Source organism: Rhizobium rhizoryzae (assembly GCF_011046895.1).
In the GTDB taxonomy this organism is placed as follows: domain Bacteria; phylum Pseudomonadota; class Alphaproteobacteria; order Rhizobiales; family Rhizobiaceae; genus Neorhizobium; species Neorhizobium rhizoryzae.
The window spans coordinates 2,199,259-2,220,832 of sequence record NZ_CP049250.1 but is presented as its reverse complement, the minus strand read 5'-3'; the positions used below and the strand labels follow the sequence as shown (position 1 = coordinate 2,220,832).

The 21,574-nt window shown below is 58.1% G+C and carries 17 protein-coding genes; 10 read left to right on the top strand and 7 right to left on the bottom strand.

Features of this window, described 5'->3' with window-relative positions:
- Window positions 1–774: an N-acetylmuramoyl-L-alanine amidase gene (locus G6N80_RS16600; protein WP_165135411.1), complete on the bottom strand. Its 774-nt coding sequence runs from the start codon at window positions 772–774 to the stop codon at window positions 1–3.
- Window positions 771–1,511 (bottom strand): J domain-containing protein, encoded by a 741-nt coding sequence (locus tag G6N80_RS16595; protein ID WP_062554130.1) that lies wholly within the window; start codon window positions 1,509–1,511, stop codon window positions 771–773. The genes G6N80_RS16600 and G6N80_RS16595 overlap by 4 nt, the downstream gene beginning before the upstream one ends.
- 336 nt (window positions 1,512–1,847) lie before the next feature.
- Here G6N80_RS16595 and G6N80_RS16590 point away from each other — a divergent pair, with 336 nt between their 5' ends.
- The 3 genes from G6N80_RS16590 to G6N80_RS16580 all read left to right on the top strand — a co-directional run bounded on the left by G6N80_RS16590 (window position 1,848) and on the right by G6N80_RS16580 (window position 4,985).
- Window positions 1,848–3,059 carry a pyrophosphate--fructose-6-phosphate 1-phosphotransferase gene (locus G6N80_RS16590; RefSeq protein ID WP_165135408.1) on the top strand — a complete coding sequence of 404 codons (1,212 nt, stop codon included), beginning with the start codon at window positions 1,848–1,850 and terminating at the stop codon, window positions 3,057–3,059.
- A gap of 66 nt (window positions 3,060–3,125) precedes the next feature.
- Window positions 3,126–3,755, top strand: coding sequence for a hypothetical protein (locus G6N80_RS16585; RefSeq protein ID WP_062554128.1), 630 nt, complete (start codon window positions 3,126–3,128; stop codon window positions 3,753–3,755).
- Window positions 3,756–3,932: 177 nt separating this feature from the next.
- The gene (locus G6N80_RS16580) at window positions 3,933–4,985 is read left to right on the top strand and encodes a transglycosylase SLT domain-containing protein (protein WP_246251424.1); all 1,053 of its coding nucleotides are present in this window, start codon (window positions 3,933–3,935) and stop codon (window positions 4,983–4,985) included.
- Window positions 4,986–5,063: 78 nt separating this feature from the next.
- Here the strand turns inward: G6N80_RS16580 and G6N80_RS16575 are convergent, their stop codons facing one another.
- Window positions 5,064–6,377: a serine hydrolase domain-containing protein gene (locus G6N80_RS16575; RefSeq protein WP_246251423.1), complete on the bottom strand. Its 1,314-nt coding sequence runs from the start codon at window positions 6,375–6,377 to the stop codon at window positions 5,064–5,066.
- Window positions 6,378–6,516: 139 nt separating this feature from the next.
- On the opposite strand from G6N80_RS16575, the gene G6N80_RS16570 reads away from it, so the two are divergent.
- From G6N80_RS16570 to G6N80_RS16555, 4 genes are all read left to right on the top strand, one after another.
- The gene (locus G6N80_RS16570) at window positions 6,517–7,764 is read left to right on the top strand and encodes a BtaA family protein (protein ID WP_165135402.1); all 1,248 of its coding nucleotides are present in this window, start codon (window positions 6,517–6,519) and stop codon (window positions 7,762–7,764) included.
- Window positions 7,765–7,811: 47 nt separating this feature from the next.
- Window positions 7,812–8,447 (top strand): class I SAM-dependent methyltransferase, encoded by a 636-nt coding sequence (locus tag G6N80_RS16565; RefSeq protein WP_165137137.1) that lies wholly within the window; start codon window positions 7,812–7,814, stop codon window positions 8,445–8,447.
- 112 nt (window positions 8,448–8,559) lie between these two features.
- Entirely contained in the window at window positions 8,560–9,342 is a 783-nt protein-coding gene (locus tag G6N80_RS16560; protein ID WP_165135399.1) for a glycoside hydrolase family 25 protein, read from the top strand.
- Window positions 9,343–9,507: 165 nt separating this feature from the next.
- Window positions 9,508–10,662, top strand: a complete 1,155-nt coding sequence (locus G6N80_RS16555) for a lytic murein transglycosylase (RefSeq protein WP_246251507.1) — start codon at window positions 9,508–9,510, stop codon at window positions 10,660–10,662.
- A 535-nt stretch (window positions 10,663–11,197) separates the two neighbouring features.
- Here the strand turns inward: G6N80_RS16555 and metF are convergent.
- From metF to ettA, 4 genes are all read right to left on the bottom strand, one after another.
- On the bottom strand, window positions 11,198–12,097 hold the full coding sequence (gene metF, locus G6N80_RS16550) for a methylenetetrahydrofolate reductase [NAD(P)H] (protein WP_062554123.1): 900 nt from the start codon (window positions 12,095–12,097) through the stop codon (window positions 11,198–11,200).
- Window positions 12,094–13,113, bottom strand: a complete 1,020-nt coding sequence (locus G6N80_RS16545) for an ArsR/SmtB family transcription factor (protein WP_082547143.1) — start codon at window positions 13,111–13,113, stop codon at window positions 12,094–12,096. The genes metF and G6N80_RS16545 overlap by 4 nt, the downstream gene beginning before the upstream one ends.
- A 128-nt stretch (window positions 13,114–13,241) precedes the next feature.
- Complete coding sequence (locus G6N80_RS16540; protein WP_082547142.1) at window positions 13,242–15,530, bottom strand: methyl-accepting chemotaxis protein; 2,289 nt, start codon at window positions 15,528–15,530, stop codon at window positions 13,242–13,244.
- Window positions 15,531–15,778: 248 nt separating this feature from the next.
- On the bottom strand, window positions 15,779–17,428 hold the full coding sequence (gene ettA / locus G6N80_RS16535; RefSeq protein ID WP_062554122.1) for an energy-dependent translational throttle protein EttA: 1,650 nt from the start codon (window positions 17,426–17,428) through the stop codon (window positions 15,779–15,781).
- A gap of 218 nt (window positions 17,429–17,646) precedes the next feature.
- Here ettA and G6N80_RS16530 point away from each other — a divergent pair, with 218 nt between their 5' ends.
- From G6N80_RS16530 to G6N80_RS16520, 3 genes are all read left to right on the top strand, one after another.
- Window positions 17,647–18,618, top strand: coding sequence for an alpha/beta hydrolase (locus G6N80_RS16530; protein WP_165135393.1), 972 nt, complete (start codon window positions 17,647–17,649; stop codon window positions 18,616–18,618).
- Between the two features lie 80 nt (window positions 18,619–18,698).
- Window positions 18,699–19,904 (top strand): succinate--glutarate CoA-transferase, encoded by a 1,206-nt coding sequence (caiB, locus tag G6N80_RS16525; protein WP_165135390.1) that lies wholly within the window; start codon window positions 18,699–18,701, stop codon window positions 19,902–19,904.
- Complete coding sequence (locus G6N80_RS16520; RefSeq protein ID WP_062554119.1) at window positions 19,901–21,550, top strand: thiamine pyrophosphate-binding protein; 1,650 nt, start codon at window positions 19,901–19,903, stop codon at window positions 21,548–21,550. The genes caiB and G6N80_RS16520 overlap by 4 nt, the downstream gene beginning before the upstream one ends.
- Window positions 21,551–21,574: the final 24 nt, after the last annotated feature.

Here is a 21,574-nt window from a genome sequence, read left to right as displayed (position 1 = left end):
TCAGACCTCATCCGTCCCTTGAAAACGCGGCAGCTCGGTCAGCAACCGATGCAAAGTTTCAATAGTCGACATATCGGCAATGCCGTCCACGCAGGCAGGCCGGAAATGCCGTTGGAATGCCTCAACGACGCCTTCTGTTTTCTCGCAGAATTCGCCCGTGATTTCGATGCCGTATCCATAGAGTGCCAGCATGCCCTGCAACGCCTCGATCGGCTGCCCGCTTTCACCCTTCTGGAAGAAACGGCCGCTGCGAATGGGAGAAGGCTCTACCCAATGGCCGACGCCCTGCCGGTGCAATTCTCGCCACGGAAACCGCTCGCCCGGATCGACCTTTCGGCGCGGCGCAACATCCGAATGGGCCAGCACCCGCTCCGGTCGGACGCGCCACCGGGCGATACAGTCCCGGCAGAGGCGAATGACGGCCTCGATCTGCTCGCTGGAATAATCCGGCAAACCGCCAGGATGGCCCGCATTTGCGATCTCGATGCCGATGGACCGCGAATTGATATCCGTTTCGCCAGCCCAGACACTTTTACCCGCATGCCAGGCACGACGACTTTCCGGCACCAGTTGCACGATGCGACCATCCGGCCAGACGAAATAATGGCTGGAAACCTCGCTCTGGATATTCTTCAGCCAGGACAATGCCTGACCGTGGTCAGGCATACCTGTGTAATGAAGGATGATCATGTCTGGCGCATCGCAGCCTTTGCGTTCGCCATGGTTCGGCGACGGCTCCACGCGCGCGCCGACGAAATCTGCCTCGAGTTTCATGCTGCCTTGCGTTCTTTCGCAATCGCCGCATAGGCCGCGTTCAATGCCGCCATGCGCTCATTCGCTGCCGCATGCAATTCTGCGGGTACGCCGCGTGCAATCAATTTGTCCGGGTGATGTTCGGCAACGAGCCTGCGATATTGCTTGCGGATTTCGGAAAAATCCTGATCCGGCGACACGCCAAGGATGAGATACGGGTTGCCGCCATCCATGGTTATATGCCGCGCCATGATGCGTCGGAAGTGATCTTCGTCGATCTGGAAGATTTCCGCTATGCGCGCGAGAAATGCCAGTTCGGCCTCATGCACCATCCCATCCGCCTTGGCGATATGGAAAAGGCCATCGATGACGTTCTCCAGCATGGGGCAGTTGCAATCACCGGAACCGCAGAGATTTGCGAGCTTCTCGGCATAGGCTTCGTAGCCGGCGACGTCCTGGCGCGCCAGATTGTAAAGCCGGGCAACGTTCTTTGCCTCTTCTTCTGGAAAGTCGAAAATCTGCTTGAAGGCCTCGACTTCCGAGGCAACAACCGCACCATCAGCCTTGGCCATCTTGGCAGAGAGCGCGATGATTGCGATGGAGAATGACACGCGCCTGCGTGTTTCCGGATCACCTTCGAACAAGGTTCGGACGGCCTCCACCATGCGCGAAAGCGTATTCGTGGCGGCGTCACCAACTGCGTGCAGCAGTCGGTCCCACAAAGAGGTCAGTTGAAGGCATGCGAAATCGAAAATCATGACTCACCAGACCAAATTTAACCCGCGATGGCAAGCGAAGACGAAGGCAATGGCATTAAACTTTATCCATCCTACGTCGGCCCGACGCGGATGGATCTTCCCGGAAACAAGGACCCATCTCACCAGCAATCTCCGCAAGGACTTGTCCACAGACGAAGACCGCATCCGATAAGCGTTGACATCTCCGGCGCCCATTGAACCGATTGAATTGTGTCGGCATCATGTTTACGCCGCGAAATCACGGATTTTCTTGAGAAATTCACTTTACAGCCGCAGTCTCGTGTCGCATCCATTCGCCAGATTTGAGACAGGCGCTTGAGGCGCGAAGGAGGATCGATGGCCAAACAGAAAGTAGCAATGCTGACAGCAGGCGGACTGGCACCGTGCCTTTCATCGGCAGTCGGCGGTCTCATTGAGCGCTATTCCGATATCGCGCCAGAGATCGAGTTGATTGCCTACCGCTCGGGCTATCAGGGATTGCTGCTTGGCGATCGAATCGAAATCAACCAGGACATGCGTGAAAAGGCGCATCTGCTTCACCGCTATGGCGGTTCCCCCATTGGCAACAGCCGCGTCAAGCTGACCAATGCTGCGGACTGCGTGAAGCGGGGCCTTGTCAAGGAAGGCGAGAACCCGCTGAAGGTTGCAGCTGACAGGCTCGCCGCCGATGGGGTGACGATCCTGCATACGATCGGTGGCGACGACACCAACACCACCGCCGCCGACCTTGCCGCCTATCTCGGCGCACACGGCTACAACCTGACTGTGGTCGGCCTGCCGAAGACGGTTGATAATGATGTCGTTCCCATCAAGCAGTCGCTGGGAGCCTGGACTGCGGCCGAAGTTGGCGCACACTTCTTCGACCATGTCAGCAATGAACAAAGTGCTGCGCCGCGCACGCTGGTGATTCACGAGGTCATGGGCCGTCACTGTGGCTGGCTGACCGCGGCTACCGCCCGTGCCTACATCCAGGACACGAAGAACAATGAATATGTCGAAGGCTTCATGATGAACACCCAGATGAAGAACATCGACGGGCTCTACCTGCCCGAGATGGCCTTCGATCTGGATGCGGAGGCGGCCCGCCTTCGCGCCATCATGGACCGCTGCGGCTTTGTGACGCTCTTCGTTTCGGAAGGCGCTGGCCTCGACACCATCGTTGCCGAAAGAGAAGCGGCGGGCGAAACCGTCAAGCGCGACGCCTTCGGGCACGTCAAGATCGATACCATCAATGTCGGAAACTGGTTCCAGAAGCATTTCGCAACCCTTCTGGGTGCGGAACGTTCGATGGTTCAGAAATCGGGTTACTATGCGCGCTCGGCACCGGCCAACTACGAAGACCTGCGATTGATCCAGAGCATGGTCGATCTTGGCGTGGAAAGTGCGTTGAACGGCGTGTCCGGCGTGACCGGTCACGATGAAGATCAGAATGGGAAATTGCGCACAATCGAATTCCCGCGTATCAAGGGTGGCAAGCATTTCGATCTGTCTGCCGGTTGGTTCAAGGACGTCATGGACTTCATTGGACAGCCCTACCGGTCAGCCTGATCAGGACTATGATTCAGCAGCGATGATCTCAGGCATGGGAAGTCATGAGGTCGGGGAGGACTTGAGATGAGTTTAGAGACGACGCTGATGACAGCAGCATTGGCCCTGCTCGCTTTTCTGCTACCATCCGTCGCGGCTAACCTTCTGAGAGATCAATGCATTGCGCGCGGGAAACTGCGCGCAATCCTGTTTTTACCGGGCCTCTGGATCGGCTATCTGCTGGCGGCTGCGGTGGCAATCGCTGCTTTCAACATGTGCCGCATTTATCTGCCTGCAATGCAGGGCTCATTTGCCTGGATCGGCATTGCCTTCCTGATGCTCTTTGTCTTCAGGTCACAGATCAATCGGTTCCGCGTCAGGATTGCCGACAACGATAACCTCCCGAACCAGAACACGGCTTCGGCGTCTTTCCGGCTTGGCTGGCAGGCATTTCGCCCATCCCTGATCATCGCCCTCTGGGCCGTCCTGCTTCAACTCAGTGATTCTTTAACCAATTCAGCAATTTTGAGCCAGGAAATTGCCCTTCCGCTTGCGGTTGCGGCCCTTGTTGCGCCCCTCATCCAGCTCGCTCTGGCAGAGCGATCAGCACGCAAGCTGCGGGCATTTCGCAAGGTTTATCAAGCCTCGCACAAGCCTCGCACGCGATTTATTGCAAGCCGCGCAGTGACTGCCGGCTATCGCAAGATTGCCGCTTGAGCGCTTGGAGCTTGCCGCAATTGTGAACATGCGTTAATGGATTGCGTGGCGGTCAAAGACCGGCGGGCTGGAAACAATCATCTTCATGAAAGTGAGACGATGGCGATAACCCGATTGATCGGTAAGAAAGCGGTTGTTGCGGCAGCGGTTTGCGGAGCAGTTTCTGGTTGCTCCAGTGTGCAGACAGCATCCAATGCACCGGCCAAGACAGACGTTGCTGCGGCCCAGCCGCAAGTCGCTCAAGTCTCAGCATCCCCGACAAATGGTCAGGCCGCTCCTTCAGGCGCACAAGCTTCCGTTACCGCCATGACAACCAATGCAGGCGCCGCGCAAAAGGGCGGCCGCGTCGGCACCGATCAGATGGCAGCGATGCAGCAGCAGGGACCGGTCGCCGTTCCAGTTGGCATGACCACGCAGGTTGCGGAAAAGGGTGGCCGTGTTCACCAGATCGCTCTGCCAACCGGTGCATCCGCCATCAAGGCTCAAAACGACTCCGTCATCGCATCGCTTGCTGAAAAGCAGCAGCCCTTCCCTGCTGCAGCACATCCGCAGGCTCTCGCGGTTGCGCCAACGTCGATCGACAAGAATGGTGGCCTCCAGGCCATCAATATGGCGACGGCTGAGCGAAGTGCATCTGCACCCGTCTCGTCGCCCGCAGCTCTCACAGCCTCCGCACAAACGGCCCAGGTCGTTCCTGCAGCACTTCCGCCCGAAATGACCGCGGCCTACACGGCAATCCCAACGCCGCGTCCGCGACTGACGACGTCGACACCGTCTAACATGGTGGCATTCGCCGGCCCGGTTCGTCCGGGCTCCGGGATGGCAGGTGACTTCTTCCCGCCAGCGCCCGGTGCGCCGATCCCGCCGACGGCAGAAGCAAGCACGCCAACGCTCAATGCTCTCATCCGTCGTTATGCCGGTCTGTACGGCGTGCCGGAATCGCTTGTTCACCGCGTTGTTCACCGTGAAAGCAAGTATGACCCGCGCGCCTACAACAAGCGCGGCTATTGGGGCCTGATGCAGATCAAGTATTCCACCGCGAAGTCCATGGGCTATGCCGGGACGCCGGATGGTTTGCTCGATGCGGAAACCAACCTGAAATACGCCATCAAATATCTTCGCGGTGCCTGGCTGGTGTCTGAAAACGACTCCGACGACGCGATCAAGATGTATGCGCGCGGCTATTACTACGATGCCAAGCGCAAGGACATGCTGGACGTTATCCAGTAATCCTCGAGACAGATCGCAGTCTACGGCTTCTACCGGCAACCGCTCAATCGAACGGTTGCCGAATTGCTTTTATGGACTTCAACGCAGAGCCAGAACGGCTGCCACCAGCGCGTTGGGGCTATAGTCGAGCTTTCTGGGGGTCAGCCCCATGCGCAGGATCACGGTGCTCGTGGCGGGAATGACGGTAATCGTCTGTCCGTCATGTCCCTGGAGACGGAACCAGCCTGCAGGGATAGAGGTTCCATCCGGCGCTTTCGGAAGCCAAGTCTGTGCCTGTGAATACCGCCCATCCGAAGCGTTGTTTGGCTTTGCCATCAGCGCGGTGAAACCTTCCGGCAGGATCCGGCTACCGTTCCAGACTCCATCCTGCGCCAGCAGCAGACCAAACCGCGCCCAGTCACGCGCCGTGGCATAGAGATAGGATCCGCCAACGAAGGTCCCTGCGGCATCCACCTCCATAACCGCACTGCTCATGCCAATCGGGTCGAACAGCGCCTTCTGGGGAAAGCGAAGTGCCTTGGCCGTATCGCCCAGATGGTCCATCCAAAGCCGCGACAACAGCACCGGAGAGCCGGTGGAATACGTGAACACTGTACCCGGTGGCGCTGCTGCGGGACGTTGCGTCATGAACGACACCATGTCCGACTCCAGATAGAGCATCCGCGTCACGTCGGAAACATTGCCGTAATTCTCGTTGAAGGCCAGGCCATCTTCCATGGAAAGAAGATCGGCAACACGGATACTTGCGCGGGTATCGTTCTTCCACTGCGCAAAGAGAGCGGCATCATCGAGCTTCATGGCGCCCTGCCCCATGGCGATGCCCACAAGTGCTGCATTCACGGTCTTGGTCATGGACCATCCGAGAAGCGGGGTCTGGGGGCTGAACCCCTTCGCATAGCGCTCCCCGACAAGACGGCCGTCCCGGATCACGACGATCGCCCGCGCGCCCGGACCAGCGAGATCTTCGCGAGCAAGAACATCCTGCACTGCGGGGTCAAGTTGCACCGCGCCACCTTGCGGCCACAGGAGAGACGAGTCCGGCGCGGGCTTTGGCGCTTCCGCAATCACCGGCAGCGGAACGACCTTCGCGCCCGCAGGGAGAACGCGGCAACCGAGGCCGGCATGATATTCCGCAGTAGTCCTGGCAATGCCACCTGTCAGCGAAGTCGTGACTGTCTGACGTTCCCGGTCGACAGTCGCGCTCATCAGTTTGAGAAGCGGGTGGCCGGGCGCTTGAACATCATCGGCAAGCACCAGATCCGCATCACGGTTGGCGATGAAGACGTTCGAGCAGATGATCTTGGCTGCGTATCCGGCACCGACGCGCAGAAGTTCCGGCGGACGGGCGTAAAGCCACGCATACCCGCCCACCAGCAGCAAGACGATAGCCAAACAGGTCCACTTCAGTATTCGCTTCAAGAATATCACAACAAACTCCCAATCGTCTTTTGATGGCCTTTTAGCATCGTCATGAAACTGTAGCAGCCCCCGTCTACAGCCATGTGAATTCCACATGAGGCGGGATTCGCAAATGGCAGAACTGGTACCGGATGCCGGTTTCCTGAAAAACGGGAAGCTGAAAAACGCATTGCTTCAACACAAGGCGCTTTCCCGAAACGGATTGTCGGAACGCCTCTTTGGCCTGCTTTTCTCCGGGCTCGTCTACCCGCAGATCTGGGAAGACCCGGATGTGGATATGGCCGGTATGGAATTGTCGCCGGGCCACTCCATCGTCTGCATCGGCTCCGGCGGCTGCAACATGCTTGCCTACCTGTCACGCCACCCGAGTTCGATCGATGTCGTCGATCTCAACCCACACCATATCGCATTGAACCGGCTGAAGCTTGCGGCCTTCCGCTCTCTCCCCGGCCACTCAGACGTCGTTCGCTTCCTTGCCATGGAAAATGTCTCGGGCAATGTCGAAGCCTTCGACAGGGTTATCGCACAGAACCTTGACGCGACCAGCCGCACCTACTGGCAAAAACGCCGTTGGAACGGCCAGCGTCGCATCGAAGTGTTCGAGCGCAACATCTACCGGACAGGGCTTCTCGGTCGCTTTATCGCTGTTGGCCATCTGCTTGCACGGCTGCACTGCGTGCAGTTGACGGAACTGGCAAACGCCAAATCGCTGCGCGAGCAGCGTCATGTCTTTGATACCCGGATCGCGCCGCTCTTTGACAAGCCGCTGATCAAGTGGCTCACCAGCCGCAAGAGTTCACTCTTCGGCCTTGGCATTCCGCCGCAGCAATATGATGAACTGGCAAGCATTGCGACGGATGGTTCCATTGCGCCGGTGCTGCGCCAGCGGCTGGAAAAGCTCGCCTGTCATTTCCCGCTGAAAGACAACTATTTCGCCTGGCAGGCCTTCATGCGGCGCTATCCAACTGGCGATGAAGGATCATTGCCAACCTATCTGAAGGCCGAGAACCATGCCGCGATCCGCGAGAATGTGGACCGTGTGCAGGTGCACCACGCCACCTTCACGGAGCTTCTGGCGTCGAAGCCTGCAGACTCAGTGGACCGCTATGTCCTTCTGGATGCGCAGGACTGGATGACTGATCAACAATTGAACGATCTGTGGACGGAGATCTCGCGCACGGCAACCGGCGGCGCACGCGTGATTTTTCGAACAGCGGCAGAAAAGAGCATCATTGAAGGCCGCCTTTCTCCGGCGTTACGCGCACAATGGACCTATCTGGAAGAGAGGTCTCACGCGCTGAACCTTCAGGATCGTTCCGCGATCTATGGCGGCTTCCATATCTATGTGAGGTCCGCGTGACACCTCTGGAAAACCTCTCGCAGCCGCTGGGCGATCATGCGCAACGCATGGATCGCATGTATCGCTATCAGCGGCACATCTATGACCTGACACGCAAATACTATCTGCTCGGCCGCGACAGGGCGATCGAACAGCTTCAGATCCCCTCAAACGGCAGCCTCTTGGAGGTCGGTTGCGGAACGGGCCGCAATCTCGTTCTCGCGGACAGACATTATCCGCAAGCCCGCCTCTTCGGCCTCGATATATCGGCGGAGATGCTGGCCTCGACCACGAAGGCTTTCATACATCTGGGAAACAAACCACACCTGCGGATCGCAGACGCGGCTCGCTTTTCCGCAGCGGAATTCGGCGAAGATGCAGGCTTTGATCGCATCCTGATCTCCTATGCGTTTTCGATGATTCCCGAATGGGAGACCTCGATTGAAGCGTCTCTCGCAGCGCTCAAGCCAGGCGGATCGCTTCACATCATCGATTTCGGCCAGCAGGAGCATCTTCCGGCCTGGTTCCGCAAGGCGCTTCAGGCATGGCTGAAACGTTTCCATGTCACGCCCCGTGCCAATCTGGCTGAGGCGGTCGAGGAAAGACTGAGCCGCTTCGGCGCGGACATGATGGTGGAAGGCTTGTATCAGGGCTATGCTTGGCACATCATCGTTCGGCGCCGCGTTTGCGATAAACCCGCTTGAGCGCCCTCTTGCGCTCATGAAAAATTTACGACGTTATGGTTAATTAGGAATGACTGTTCTGTCTTGCGCGGCAAGCCGGACGAAATCCTGAGCGCGAACCAGACGGAACCCCATGTCTCGCATTTTGCTTTCCCTTGCGGCCACGGCTCTTCTTCTTTCCGGCTGCACATCCGCCAGCTTCGATCTGATAGAGACGACGGCGATCCGCAAGCCGAAGTTTCAGGATCTGGACCCGCAGGATTTCGGCAGCAACCATCCGGACCGCCATCAGGTCCATGGCATCGACGTCTCCAAGTGGAATGGCAATGTCGATTGGCAGACTGCGAAACGGTCGGGCGTATCCTTCGCGTTTATCAAGGCAACCGAAGGCAAGGACATGATCGATCCGGCCTTCGAGGCAAGCTGGAAGGGCGCGTCCACGGCCGGCATACCGCACGCGCCCTATCACTTCTACTACTTCTGCTCCACGCCGGATGAGCAGGCGGACTGGTTCATCCAGAATGTGCCGAAGCGCGCTTCGCTTCTGCCACCCGTCATCGACGTTGAGTGGAACCCTGCCTCGCCAACCTGCAAGACGCGCCCCGATCCGGAGACTGTTCGCAAGGTCATGCAGCGTTTCATGGATCGGCTGGAAGCGCATTACGGCAAGAAGCCCATTATCTACACATCCGTCGATTTCCACCGCGACAATCTGGTCGGGCATTTCCAGAATTATCATTTCTGGGTCCGCTCCGTTGCCGCCCATCCGCAGAAGATCTACGACTCACGGCGTTGGTCCTTCTGGCAATACACCTCGACAGGTGTCGTACCGGGGGTTCCGGGCAAGACGGATATAAATGTCTTTTCGGGCTCCGAGAAGAACTGGCATGCCTGGGTGGCATCCGTTTCGAAATAAGGGCTTGAACTGCAACCGGTGACCTGTTGTAACGCGGTCAAATTGCGCTCTGCCCTTGTTTGGTCACAAATATTACCGACATGGCGGGGACTGTCCGTACGAGGTTTCCCAATGTCTTTTCCCCTGTTTCGCCGTGCTGCATTCGCTGCTTCACTTACCGCTCTCATGGGCACCACTGCGCTGGCGCAGGAGGCAAAGCCTGCGGTTGCCTGCGGCGGCGATCTGGCTGCCTTCCTGAAGGACGTTAAGGCTGAGGCGATCGCCAAGGGCGTGCCCGCAGAAGCCGCCGACAAGGCTCTCGCCGGTGCCCAGATCGACCCGAAGGTTCTTGCGCGCGATCGTGCCCAAGGCGTCTTCCGTCAGACCTTTTTGGAATTCTCACAGCGCACCGTCAGCCAGGCACGCCTCGATATCGGGCGTCAGAAACTCAAGCAGATGGCACCGGTCTTTGATCGCGTCGAGAAGGAATTCGGCGTAGCGCCGGGTGTTGTCACTGCATTCTGGGCCATGGAAACAGACTTTGGCGCCGTTCAGGGCGACTTCAACACGCGCAATGCTCTCGTCACCCTCTCTCACGACTGCCGTCGTCCCGAGATCTTCCGCAAGCAGTTGATCGCCCTCATCGAGATGGTGCAGCACGGCGATCTTGACCCGACGACCAACACCGGCGCCTGGGCAGGTGAGATCGGTCAGGTGCAGATGCTGCCGGACGACATCATCCATTATGGAGTCGATGGAGACGGCGATGGTCATATCAACGTCAAGACCAGTTCCGCCGATGCCGTGCTGACAGCTGCTGCCTTCATCAAGGGCATGGGCTTCAAGGCTGGCGAACCCTGGCTGCAGGAAGTTGAACTGCCCGAAAATCTGCCTTGGGAAAAGTCCGGCCTCGGAAATGAAATCCCGGCCTCAGAATGGTTCGCGCTTGGCGTCAAGCCGCGTGATGGGAATACGAAGTTTGGCAATCTGCCGACGGCGCTTGTCCTGCCGCAGGGGCGCAAAGGACCGGCTTTCCTTGCCTATCCCAATTTCGGCATCTACCTGAAATGGAACCAGTCGTTCATCTACACGACGTCGGCTGCCTATTTCGCCACGCGCCTCTCGGGCGCCCCAACCTATGTCAAGGGCAACCCGGAACCCGGCATGGATGATGCGACGATGAAGGCACTGCAGACCAAGCTTCAGGCCCGTGGTCATGACGTCGGCAAGATCGACGGCATTCTCGGATCCGGCACGCGCGTCGCCGTTCAAAAGGAGCAACAACGTCTGGGCTTACCCGCTGATGGCTGGCCGACTCAGTCCCTGCTTGACGCACTTTGAAATCAGTCGGGCCGCTGAATGTTCTGTCGTCAGCGGCCCTGATTTTCATTGAACTTCTGCTCTTGCAGCGCAATAAAAGTCACGAAATATGACGATTTTTAACAGTGTCGACGCGAGCATTAACGCTTTGCACACCAAAATCGCTAACGAATTTTATAGAGCAAAATCAAATTGCTGATACGTTTAATCAGGGCCTTAACCTGTCGTTCACGCCGCATTGCAGCACATTATTTACTTTGAAACTCAACGCAAATGCCTCATCTTTGACTCGTTAAACCAAGGAGGCAGACATGGGACGCACCTATTCCTTCAATGCCCTTCTCGTCGGTGCAGCGTTCGTATTTGTGGCGTCGATGCTATTCATGTGAACTGTCGGCAGGCTGTTGCGGTTCTGCCTTATTGGATATCGAAGCGGGCCCAAAGGCCCATGACGACCTGAAACTGGTAACTGATCGACATTGGTTCCTGCGTGCAAAGCAGCGCATTCACGGAAAGTGAAGGCCCGGCAGCAGCCGCGCCTCACCTATAACAAGGCTCAGGCCGCCGCCCCGGTCTGGGCCTTTTCCTTTGGCAATCGTCCAAGATTGGTCAGGACTGCGGAAACCAGCGGTGCGCGGTTCATCGTATAGAGGTGAAACTCGTCCAGACCACGTCGCATCAGATCCTGGATCTGTTCAGCAGCCACCTCTGCGGCCACCTTGGCGCGCTCTTCCGGCTTGTCGTCCAGACCCTCGAACCGAGCATCGAGGAAGGCCGGAATACCGGCACCACAGCGGCTAGCAAAGCGCTTGAGCTGCGTCAGGTTCTGGATCGGCATGATACCGGGTACGACCGGGATCAAAATCCCTGCCTTGCGTACCTGCTCCATGTAGCGCTCGAAAACGTCATTATCGAAGAAGAACTGCGTCAGCGCGCGATCTGCACCTGCGTCCGCCTTCCGCTTCAGCATCTCGATATCGGCGTTCACGTCCCGGCTTTCCGGGTGCTTTTCCGGATAGGCAGAGACGGAGATTTCGAAACCACCTTCCGCCTTCAGGGCCGCGACAAGCGCTGCCGCATTCTCATAACCATGCGGATGCGGCACATAGGCGGTGCCCACGCCGCTGGACGGATCGCCGCGCAAGGCAACGATATGCTTCACGCCCATCGCCCGAAGCTCATTGATGACGTCATGCGTCTCATCACGATCTGCATCGACACAGGTCAGATGCGAAGCTGTCGGCAGGTTCGTTTTCGAGATGAGGCGTTCGACCGTGGCGAAGGTGGGCCTTTTGGTAGTTCCGCCTGCCCCATAGGTCACGGATACAAACTCCGGCTCGAAGAGCGCCAGTTGATCCACAGTCTGCCAAAGCTGCTCCTCCATTTCCGGCGATTTCGGCGGAAAGAATTCGTAAGACAGGCGAAAGTCATGCGCGGGGCGGACCGGATGTGTCATTGGGCGGCTTCCGATTTCAGTATGTCATAGGTGTTGGAAGAAGCGGCTGGTTCTGCGCCGCTCCGGGCACGCGCGAGCCAGATCGTCACTGTCAGTGCAGGCGTGCCTTTGGTCGCGACAGGCTTGAGGTCCAGAATGTCTTCGACGACGAGACCCGCTTTTTCCAGCCATTCCTGAACCGTCTGGTGCGAGAAACCGAGCCGAACGTGGGCATGATCTTCGCGCAGATAATCCAGCGTATGCGGTGCCAGATCCACGATCAGCAGACGACCGTCACTCCGCAGCACGCGTGCTGCCTCCGTCACGGCCTTTTCGGGTTGATCCAGGAAGTGCAGAACCTGATGGACGGTAACGAGGTCGAAGTCGCCCGCTTCCGCTGGCAGGTTGAAAATATCGCCGTGCCGAACCGAGGCCTTCAGAATACCCGCCCGATCGAGATTGGCGCGGGCAACAGCCAGCATGTCGCGGCTGGCATCAATTCCGACGGCACGCCGATAATGTGCATGAAGCTGCTGGAGTACCCAGCCGGTGCCTGTGCCGAGATCGAGCAGAGAATCGATCTGCGCGTCACCAATCAAGTGCGCCAGCGCTTTTTCCACCTGCTCGTCACTCACGTGCAGGCGACGCAACTCATCCCATTCGGCAGCGTTACGGCTGAAATAGGCCTGTGCTCTCGCGGCTCTCTCCCGCTTTACGTCCGAAAGCCGCTCGCCATCGCGCACCAGAACCGGATCCGACAGATCGACGGCCCCCAGCAGTTGACGAACCACAGCTGCCGCCTCCCCTTCGTGGCTCAACCGGAAAAACGCCCATGCGCCTTCCTGGTAGCGCTCGATAAGCCCCTCTTCCGACAGCAGCTTCAGATGGCGCGAAATGCGTGGTTGCGACTGCCCGAGAATATCGGTCATATCGCTGACCGTCAGATCCCCTGCCGACAGCAGGACGAGCAGACGAAAGCGGGTGGTTTCACCCGTCGTCTTCAGCACGTCCACCAGCTTTTCGAGACCCAAGGTCATTACGCATCCACCACAATCAAGATATAAAGATATCTTTATGTGACATTGCAGAGGATGACAAGCCTAATTTTCCAAACGGGCATGGGCGGACCCTTCCATCCGCCCATGTTCGCTGCTTCCGTCAAAGATCAGAATTCTTCCCAATGCTGTGAGGCGGTTGCTGGCGATCCCATTGCCGAAACGGCGGCGCCACTTCGGATTGCCGATGCCGAAGGCTGCCGCATGGTCTTCGCGACCTGACGCAAGGCAGAACCTGATGACGTACCCGGACCCGCCTGAACCAGCTGGAAGCGCGCGATCAACTCATGCAATTTATGGCTTTCACCCGCAAGGCCTGCGCCAGCGGCGTTCATTTCCTCCACCATCGCTGCGTTTTGCTGCGTTGCCTGATCCATATGGTTGACCGCGGTGTTGACCTCAGCCAGACCGCTTGACTGTTCATGCGCAGCGGTCGCAATCGCGTCCATGTGGGTGTTGATCGTCAGCACCAACTCCTCAATCGCTGTCAGGCCCTGGCCTGTATCGCTGACAAGTTTCACACCCTCGGAGACAGCAGCGGTAGAGTTGGCGATGAGTCCCTTGATTTCCTTTGCCGCATTCGCGGAACGCTGGGCCAGCTCTCGAACTTCCTGCGCAACAACCGCAAAGCCCTTCCCGGCCTCACCGGCTCGCGCCGCTTCGACGCCTGCATTCAGGGCAAGCAGGTTGGTCTGGAATGCGATCTCGTCAATAACGCTGATGATCTGGTTGATTTGACGCGAGGCCTGCTCGATACGCTCCATCGCTGTCACGGCATTGCGCACCACGCTTCCTGACTTCTCCGCCTGATTTCGGGCGTGGCGGACAACCTCGCGCGCCTCAATGGTGCGGTGCGATGTCGAGGTGACGTTTGCCGTGATTTGTTCAAGGGCCGCTGCCGTCTCCTCAAGCGAAGCGGCCTGCTGCTCCGTACGACGCGCCAGATTGTCGGAGGCGTCCGAAATCTCGCGAGACCCTCCTGCAACGACAGTGACGGTCGAACCGACTGCCTTGAGCGTTTCACGCAACTGAGCCACGGAGGAGTTGAAGTCGGCACGCAGGCTTTCAAACTGTGACGCAAGAGGCTGATGAATATCGCACAGCATATCGCCACCGGCCAGTCGGCGAAGGCTCGCGGCCAGTGCGCCAGTCGCCTGGCGAAGCCGCTCGTCTGCCTCCCGTTCGGCCTCCGCCTGCAATGTCGCCCGTTCGGCTTCCATGCGAGCACGGTTTCCGTCGGCTTCCGCTTCCAGCTCGGCATTGCGCAGAGCCGCCTGGCGGAACACTTCGACCGAATGCGCCATGGTGCCGATTTCGTCGCGACGGTCCGTGTAGGGAATGGCTGCTGCGGTGTTACCTTCGGCCAGTACCGTCATCGACTTACTGATCCCGAGGATCGAAGACGACAGACTGCGGGTAATCAGAACGCCAAGAGCAATGACCAGAACGACGAACGCTGCAACGCCCGAGATGATGGCAACCATCGAGAACCAGGCGGCATTCAACCGCGCATCGGCACCCTTGATGAGGTTCTGACCGTTTTCACGAAGAAAGCCGGCGATGACTTGAGTTCGCTTGCCGGTAGCTTCGGTAAAAGCATCATAAACCTCGGGCTTGCCCTTATAGTCTTCCAGGCTTGCCATGGCCGCATATATGTCTGTTAAAACCTTGCCATCGGGCGATGCGAAGAAGGCATCGACACGCTCCTGGATAGGCTTGGACACGAAAGCGCGGAAGTCAGGGTCGAAGTTGCGGATCTGATTGGAACCCTCATCGAAAAGAGCCTGTTCAACCTTACTGAAACTGCGCTTCTGAATGTAGATTTGCCCCATACGTCCAGACAGAAGCTGACCTTCGTTGACCTTCATCCAGGCATGATAGCCGCGAATATCACGCGCAAGTGCTACGTCGTCGGTGAGACCACCGGCACGAGATGCCATGGCCATTCCAGCCTGTACAACCGGCTTTGCATATCGCAGCGGCATAAGCGGGTCTGTATCACCCGCATCCTGCTTCTGGCGATATTCCGACATTCTTGAATAGGCTGTCTCAAGATTTGACCGCAGCCTCAGCGTCAGCTCATCATTGTAGCCCAAGGCCTTCAAACGATCGAGTTGCTCGATCATGTTGTTGTATGTGGCATCCGATACGGTCCGGGTTTTCGGGCGTTCTGATGGCGGGAGCATGCTCTCCAAGGGAACCGTCAGCATCAACTCGCCGCCTGCATAGGCGAGCTCAGCCATGATCCGGGCTCGCTGAAGACGCTCATACTCTTGATAGCTCTTGAAGCCAACCATCATGCCCAATCCCACGACAGCAGCAAGCGGTACCAGCGCCAATGTAACGAGCGCCTTTCGAAATGGAAGCTTCCTTAATGACAGCAACAGTACATCCCCCATCTAAGTGTTCCTGCTTCCAGAACGGAAAGCTGAATACGTGTAATTTAGGGATATACAATTCTAAGATTGATATTTATTTAAAGCAAAAAATAACAAATTCAGCATTACTGTATATTATAATAAATAGACATATAAAAACTAATCCACGAAAAACAATAAAAGCCGCTATTCGATCATGAATAGCGGCCTTTAAAGAATTATCATCCATGATTATCGAGCGACGTTAAGTTCGCTCGACTAAGTCAAGACTAACGCGTCAGACGCTTGTAGGTCACGCGCTTCGGATTGACCGAGTCTGCACCCAGGCGACGGATCTTGTCCTGCTCGTAATCCTCGAAGTTGCCTTCGAACCATTCCACATGGCTATCGCCCTCGAATGCGAGAATATGGGTCGCAAGACGGTCGAGGAACATGCGATCGTGGCTGATGATGACAGCGCAGCCCGCGAAGTTTTCAAGCGCGTCTTCCAGCGCACCCAGCGTTTCGGTGTCGAGGTCGTTGGTCGGTTCGTCGAGCAGAAGAACGTTGCCACCAGCCTTCAGCATCTTGGCGAGGTGAACGCGGTTGCGCTGACCACCGGAAAGGTTGCCGACCTTCTGCTGCTGATCGCCGCCCTTGAAGTTGAAGGCGCCGCAATAGGCTCGGCTGTTCATCTCGTATTTGCCGAGCTTGATGATGTCGTTGCCGCCCGAGATTTCTTCCCAGACATTCTTGGAACCATCAAGCGAGTCGCGGCTCTGGTCGACATAGCCGAGATGCACCGTCTCGCCGATACGGATATCGCCGGAATCCGGTGTTTCCTGACCGGTGATGATGCGGAACAGCGTCGACTTACCGGCACCGTTCGGACCGATGACACCCACGATGCCGCCCGGCGGCAGCTTGAACGACAGGTTTTCGAACAGAACGCGACCGTCGTACGATTTCGAGATGTTTTCCGCCTCGATAACCACCTGACCAAGACGCTCGCCAACAGGAATGATGATCTGGGCTTCGCCGGGACGACGATTTTCCGCTGCTGCCACCAGTTCGTCATAGGCACGGATACGGGCCTTGGACTTTGCCTGACGCGCCTTTGGAGACGATGCAATCCACTCCTGTTCGCGGGAAAGGGCCTTCTGGCGGCTGCCTTCCTCGCGCTCTTCCTGTGCAAGCCGCTTTGCCTTGGCATTGAGGTAGGCGGAATAGTTGCCTTCGTACGGGATGCCGCGACCACGGTCGAGCTCGAGAATCCAGCCAGTGACATTATCGAGGAAGTAGCGGTCGTGGGTAACCATCAGGATGGCGCCCGGATACTCGCGCAGGTGCTTTTCGAGCCAGGCGATCGTCTCGGCGTCCAGGTGGTTGGTCGGTTCGTCAAGGAGCAGCAGGTCTGGCTTGCGCAGCAGGAGCTGGCAGAGCGCAACGCGGCGCTTTTCACCACCGGAGAGGTTATCGACCGATGCATCGCCCGGAGGGCAACGCAGGGCGTCCATGGCCATTTCCACTTGGCTTTCGAGATCCCAGAGATTCTGGCTGTCGATGATGTCCTGAAGCTTCGCGCCCTCTTCCGCCGTTTCGTCGGAATAGTTCATCATCAGTTCGTTATAGCGGTTGAGGATCGCCGTCTTGTCGGCAACGCCTTCCATCACATTCTCGAACACGGTCTTGGTCGGGTCGAGCTGCGGCTCCTGCGGCAGGTAGCCAAGAGTGGCGCCGTCGGCAAGCCAAGCTTCGCCCGTCCACTCCTTGTCGAGACCGGCCATGATCTTGAGAACCGTGGACTTACCCGCGCCGTTGGGGCCGAGGATACCAATCTTGGCGTCCGGATAGAAAGAGAGATGAATGTTCTCAAGTATCTTCTTGTTGCCGTAGGCCTTGTTGAGGCCAGCCATGTGATAAATGAATTGACGTGCCATAGGGACAATCGCTCCGGCGCCAGTGTGGGAAAAGTGCCCGCTATGTAAGCGAAATGGGCCTTAGGGGCAACAGCCAAAGGCACAGCGACGCAGGTGCCCCAAACTGCTCTCCACGAAAGGCTTGGACGATTGGTGCGAAACATGCCCGTTGCCTTCCGAACGCACTCCCGTCACAACTGGCTTCACAGTCAGGAAGACGGCGAGGAGATAGCACGTTCATGTTCGAATCGATCGAGCGGCTGAAAAGCGGAACTAGCGCAGATCTGGCGCTCCGGCATCAACAGGCTGTTGGCGAACCCAAAGGCGTGATTCAAATTTGCCACGGACTGGCCGAACATTCAGGACGCTACGAGCAATTTGCGCGCGCCATGGCGCAACAGGGTTTTGCTGTTTATGCGCATGATCATCGCGGGCATGGGCATACCAAGGCCGCCGATGCTCCTGTCGGCCGTTTCGCGAAGGAGGATGGCATTGGGAAGGTCATTGCCGATGTGACCGCCGTTACCGATCACGCCAAAGCCGCCTATCCTGATCTACCCATCTTTCTCTTCGGCCACTCCATGGGCGGGCTCATTGCCCTGAATACGGCAGTAAGCCACCCTCGCACCTATTCCGGGATTGCCATCTGGAATACCAACTTCGCCGTTGGCGCAATGGGGAGGCTGGCGCAAGTGGTTCTCAAGACCGAACGCGCGCTGAAGGGCTCGGATGTCCCCAGCCTGATCTTGCCCAAGCTCACCTTCGAGACCTGGGGCAAATCCATGCCCGATTCTAAAACTCAGGCAGACTGGCTGAGCCGGGATCGTTCCGAAGTAGAAGCCTACGAAGCCGATCCGCTTTGCGGTTTCGATGTCAGCATATCCATGTGGCTTGATGTGTTCGAGCTGACCTTCCGTGGCACGGAGGCGAGCCTTCTATCCAGACTGCCAAAAGCCCTGCCCTTCCACTTGGTCGGAGGCGGACAGGATCCCGCAACGGAAAAGGCAAAAGCCATCGACTGGCTCTCCCACCGTCTCGCACGGGCTGGCTTCACGAATGTCCACAAGCGCATCTATCCACTGATGCGTCACGAGACGCTGAAGGAAATCGGCCGCGAAGAGGCTATGCAGGAGTTTAGCGACTGGATGTCTGCGACGCTTTCTCGACCGACCGCGCCTATTCAAGCTCTTTCGACTGGAATGATGTCATGATTTTTAATCAAGTGTCGTTTGCGCGTGACGCCGCTATGAATGGATGAAACATCAGCCAAGGCGGAGCTTGTCGTCCCATCATGATTGCCTCACCTCCCCACGCCGCCCCTCTGCACGGCATTCGCGTCATTGAACTCGCTCGCGTTCTGGCAGGCCCCTGGGCAGGCCAGATGCTGGCTGATCTGGGTGCAGATGTCATCAAGGTCGAGAACCCGAACGGCGGCGATGATACACGGGCCTGGGGGCCTCCTTTTGTGGAAAGCGTGAATGGCGACAACCTCTCTGCCGCCTATTACCACTCCACCAATCGCGGCAAACGCTCAGTGGCGGTCGATTTCAGCACGCCGGAAGGTCAGGAAATCGTTCGGGACCTGGTGAAGGATGCCGATGTCATCATCGAGAATTTCAAGCTCGGCGGCCTGAAGAAATACGGCCTGGATTATGAGAGCCTGAAGGCCATCAACCCGAAGCTCGTCTACTGCTCCATAACAGGCTTCGGTCAGAACGGCCCTTATGCCGCCCTCGCGGGTTACGACTACATTGTTCAGGGCATGTCCGGCTTCATGTCCATCACCGGTACGCCCGATGGCGAACCCATGAAGGCAGGCGTTGCCATTGCCGATATCTTCACCGGCATCTATGCGGTTACGGCCATCCAGGCGGCCCTCATCCATGCGCTGAAGACCGGTCAGGGCCAGCATGTCGACATGGCACTTCTGGATGTCATGTCCGCGGTCCTCGCCAACCAGAACATGAACTACCTCATTTCGGGCAAGGCGCCCGTGCGGCTGGGCAATGCCCACCCGAATATCAGCCCCTATGAAGTGATTCCGACTGCTGACGGCCATCTCATTCTCGCTGTTGGCAATGACGGCCAGTTCGCGCGGCTCTGCAAAATCTTGGGGCTCGAAGACATGAGCGCAGACGCGCGCTTTGCCACCAACAAGGCACGCGTGGCAAACCGCGAGGCGGTTCGTGCCGCCGTCATCGCCAAAACGGATACATGGACGAAAGCGGACCTGCTGGCCGCCTGCGGGGAGAATGCCGTACCCGCCGGTCCGATCAATTCGATCGACGAAATGTTCGACGATCCGCAGATCAAGGCGCGCGACTTGAAGATCGATCTCGCTGCGCAGGATGGTACGGTCATTCCCGGCGTGCGTACGCCGATCATTCTGTCCGAAACGCCATTGACCTATCACAGACCAAGCCCTGCACTGGGCGAACACACAGATGAAGTCCTCGCAGAGCTTGAGGCAAAGAAACAGGAGAGGAAACAGGCATGAAGACCGGCGGCCAACTTATTGTCGATGCGCTGAAGGCCAATGGCGTCAAACGGGTTTCCTGCGTTCCCGGCGAAAGCTACCTCGCCGTTCTCGACGCTCTCTATGACAGCGGCGTCGAGGTGATGATCTGCCGTCAGGAAGGCGGCGCGGCAATGATGGCCGATAGCTGGGGCCGCCTGACAGGCGAGCCGGGCATCTGCATGGTCACACGCGGCCCGGGCGCCACCAATGCCTCTGCTGGCCTTCACGTCGCGATGCAGGATTCAATTCCGATGATCCTGTTCATCGGGCAGGTTCAGCGCGACGCGCGTGAACGCGAAGCCTTCCAGGAAGTGGAATATCGCCGCGCCTTCACCGAATTCGCCAAATGGGTTGGCGAGATCGACGATGCACGCCGTATCCCGGAATTTGTAACCCGCGCCTTCGCTGTCGCCACGTCTGGTCGCCCCGGCCCTGTAGTGCTTACCCTGCCGGAAGACATGCTGCGCGATGTCGTCGACGCGCCGGAAGCCAGACCCTACACACCGGTGGAAAGCCACCCGGGCGAATCGCAGGTCAAGGCGTTCGGGGAAATGCTGCGCGAGGCCAAGCGCCCGATGTTCATCATCGGTGGCACGCGCTGGAATGAACAGGCGGTCGTCGATTTCCGGGCTTTCGCTGAGAGGTTCCGCGTGCCCGTCGGCTGCTCCTTCCGCCGCCAGATGCTGTTCGATCACACGCATAGCTCTTACGCGGGCGATGTTGGCATCGGCATCAACCCGGCACTGGCGAAGGAGATCAAGGAGTCAGACCTGATCGTGCTGCTCGGTAGCCGCATGTCGGAAATGCCCTCCTCCGGCTATACGCTGCTGGACATCCCCTACCCGTCGCAGAAGATCGTGCACGTCTTCCCTGACCCGGAAGAGCTTGGCCGCATCTATCGCCCCGATCTTGCCATCGTTGCAGCGCCTGCCGAATTCGTGGCGGCCATCAAGGATCTGGAAGCGCCCGCACAGCCTGCCTGGGCTGAGCGTACCGCCACCATGCATGATGCCTATCTGCGCTGGTCCACACCGCCGGAAACCGGCCCGGGCGATGTGCAGATGGGCCCGATCATGAACTGGATCGAGGCCAATGTGCCAAAGACGGCTGTCTTCACCAATGGCGCCGGCAACTACGCAACCTGGCTGCATCGCTTCCACCGTTTCCAGGCTTACAACACGCAATCGGCCCCGACCTCCGGTTCCATGGGCTATGGCCTGCCTGCCGCCGTGGCGGCCAAGGCGCTGTTCCCGGAACGCGAAGTCATCTGCTTTGCGGGTGATGGCTGCTTCATGATGCACGGCCAGGAATTCATCACCGCGGTGCGCTATGGTCTGCCGATCATCACCGTGCTGGTCAACAACGGCACCTATGGCACCATCCGCATGCATCAGGAACGCGATTACCCGGGCCGTGTCAGCGGCACTGATCTCGTCAACCCGGATTTCGTCGCTTTTGCGCAAGCCTATGGTGGCCATGGCGAGCGGGTCTCGAAGACCGATGAATTCGGTCCGGCCTTCGAACGGGCACGCGCTAGCGGCAAGCCCGCCATCATCGAAGTCATGCTGTCGCCCGAAGCCATCACGCCGACTCGCACGCTGACGCAGATCAGAAACAAAGCCTGACGTGTCAGTGGCTGCGGCACTTGC

Bases quoted from the DNA above. Each gene is read 5' to 3' on its own strand.
- G6N80_RS16600 (WP_165135411.1), bottom strand. From the start codon at position 774: ATGAAACTCGAGGCAGATTTCGTCGGCGCGCGCGTGGAGCCGTCGCCG.
- G6N80_RS16595 (WP_062554130.1), bottom strand. From the start codon at position 1,511: ATGATTTTCGATTTCGCATGCCTTCAACTGACCTCTTTGTGGGACCGA.
- G6N80_RS16590 (WP_165135408.1), top strand. From the start codon at position 1,848: ATGGCCAAACAGAAAGTAGCAATGCTGACAGCAGGCGGACTGGCACCG.
- G6N80_RS16585 (WP_062554128.1), top strand. From the start codon at position 3,126: ATGAGTTTAGAGACGACGCTGATGACAGCAGCATTGGCCCTGCTCGCT.
- G6N80_RS16570 (WP_165135402.1), top strand. From the start codon at position 6,517: ATGGCAGAACTGGTACCGGATGCCGGTTTCCTGAAAAACGGGAAGCTG.
- G6N80_RS16565 (WP_165137137.1), top strand. From the start codon at position 7,812: ATGGATCGCATGTATCGCTATCAGCGGCACATCTATGACCTGACACGC.
- G6N80_RS16560 (WP_165135399.1), top strand. From the start codon at position 8,560: ATGTCTCGCATTTTGCTTTCCCTTGCGGCCACGGCTCTTCTTCTTTCC.
- G6N80_RS16555 (WP_246251507.1), top strand. From the start codon at position 9,508: ATGGGCACCACTGCGCTGGCGCAGGAGGCAAAGCCTGCGGTTGCCTGC.
- metF (WP_062554123.1), bottom strand. From the start codon at position 12,097: ATGACACATCCGGTCCGCCCCGCGCATGACTTTCGCCTGTCTTACGAA.
- G6N80_RS16545 (WP_082547143.1), bottom strand. From the start codon at position 13,113: ATGACCTTGGGTCTCGAAAAGCTGGTGGACGTGCTGAAGACGACGGGT.
- G6N80_RS16540 (WP_082547142.1), bottom strand. From the start codon at position 15,530: ATGGGGGATGTACTGTTGCTGTCATTAAGGAAGCTTCCATTTCGAAAG.
- ettA (WP_062554122.1), bottom strand. From the start codon at position 17,428: ATGGCACGTCAATTCATTTATCACATGGCTGGCCTCAACAAGGCCTAC.
- G6N80_RS16530 (WP_165135393.1), top strand. From the start codon at position 17,647: ATGTTCGAATCGATCGAGCGGCTGAAAAGCGGAACTAGCGCAGATCTG.
- caiB (WP_165135390.1), top strand. From the start codon at position 18,699: ATGATTGCCTCACCTCCCCACGCCGCCCCTCTGCACGGCATTCGCGTC.
- G6N80_RS16520 (WP_062554119.1), top strand. From the start codon at position 19,901: ATGAAGACCGGCGGCCAACTTATTGTCGATGCGCTGAAGGCCAATGGC.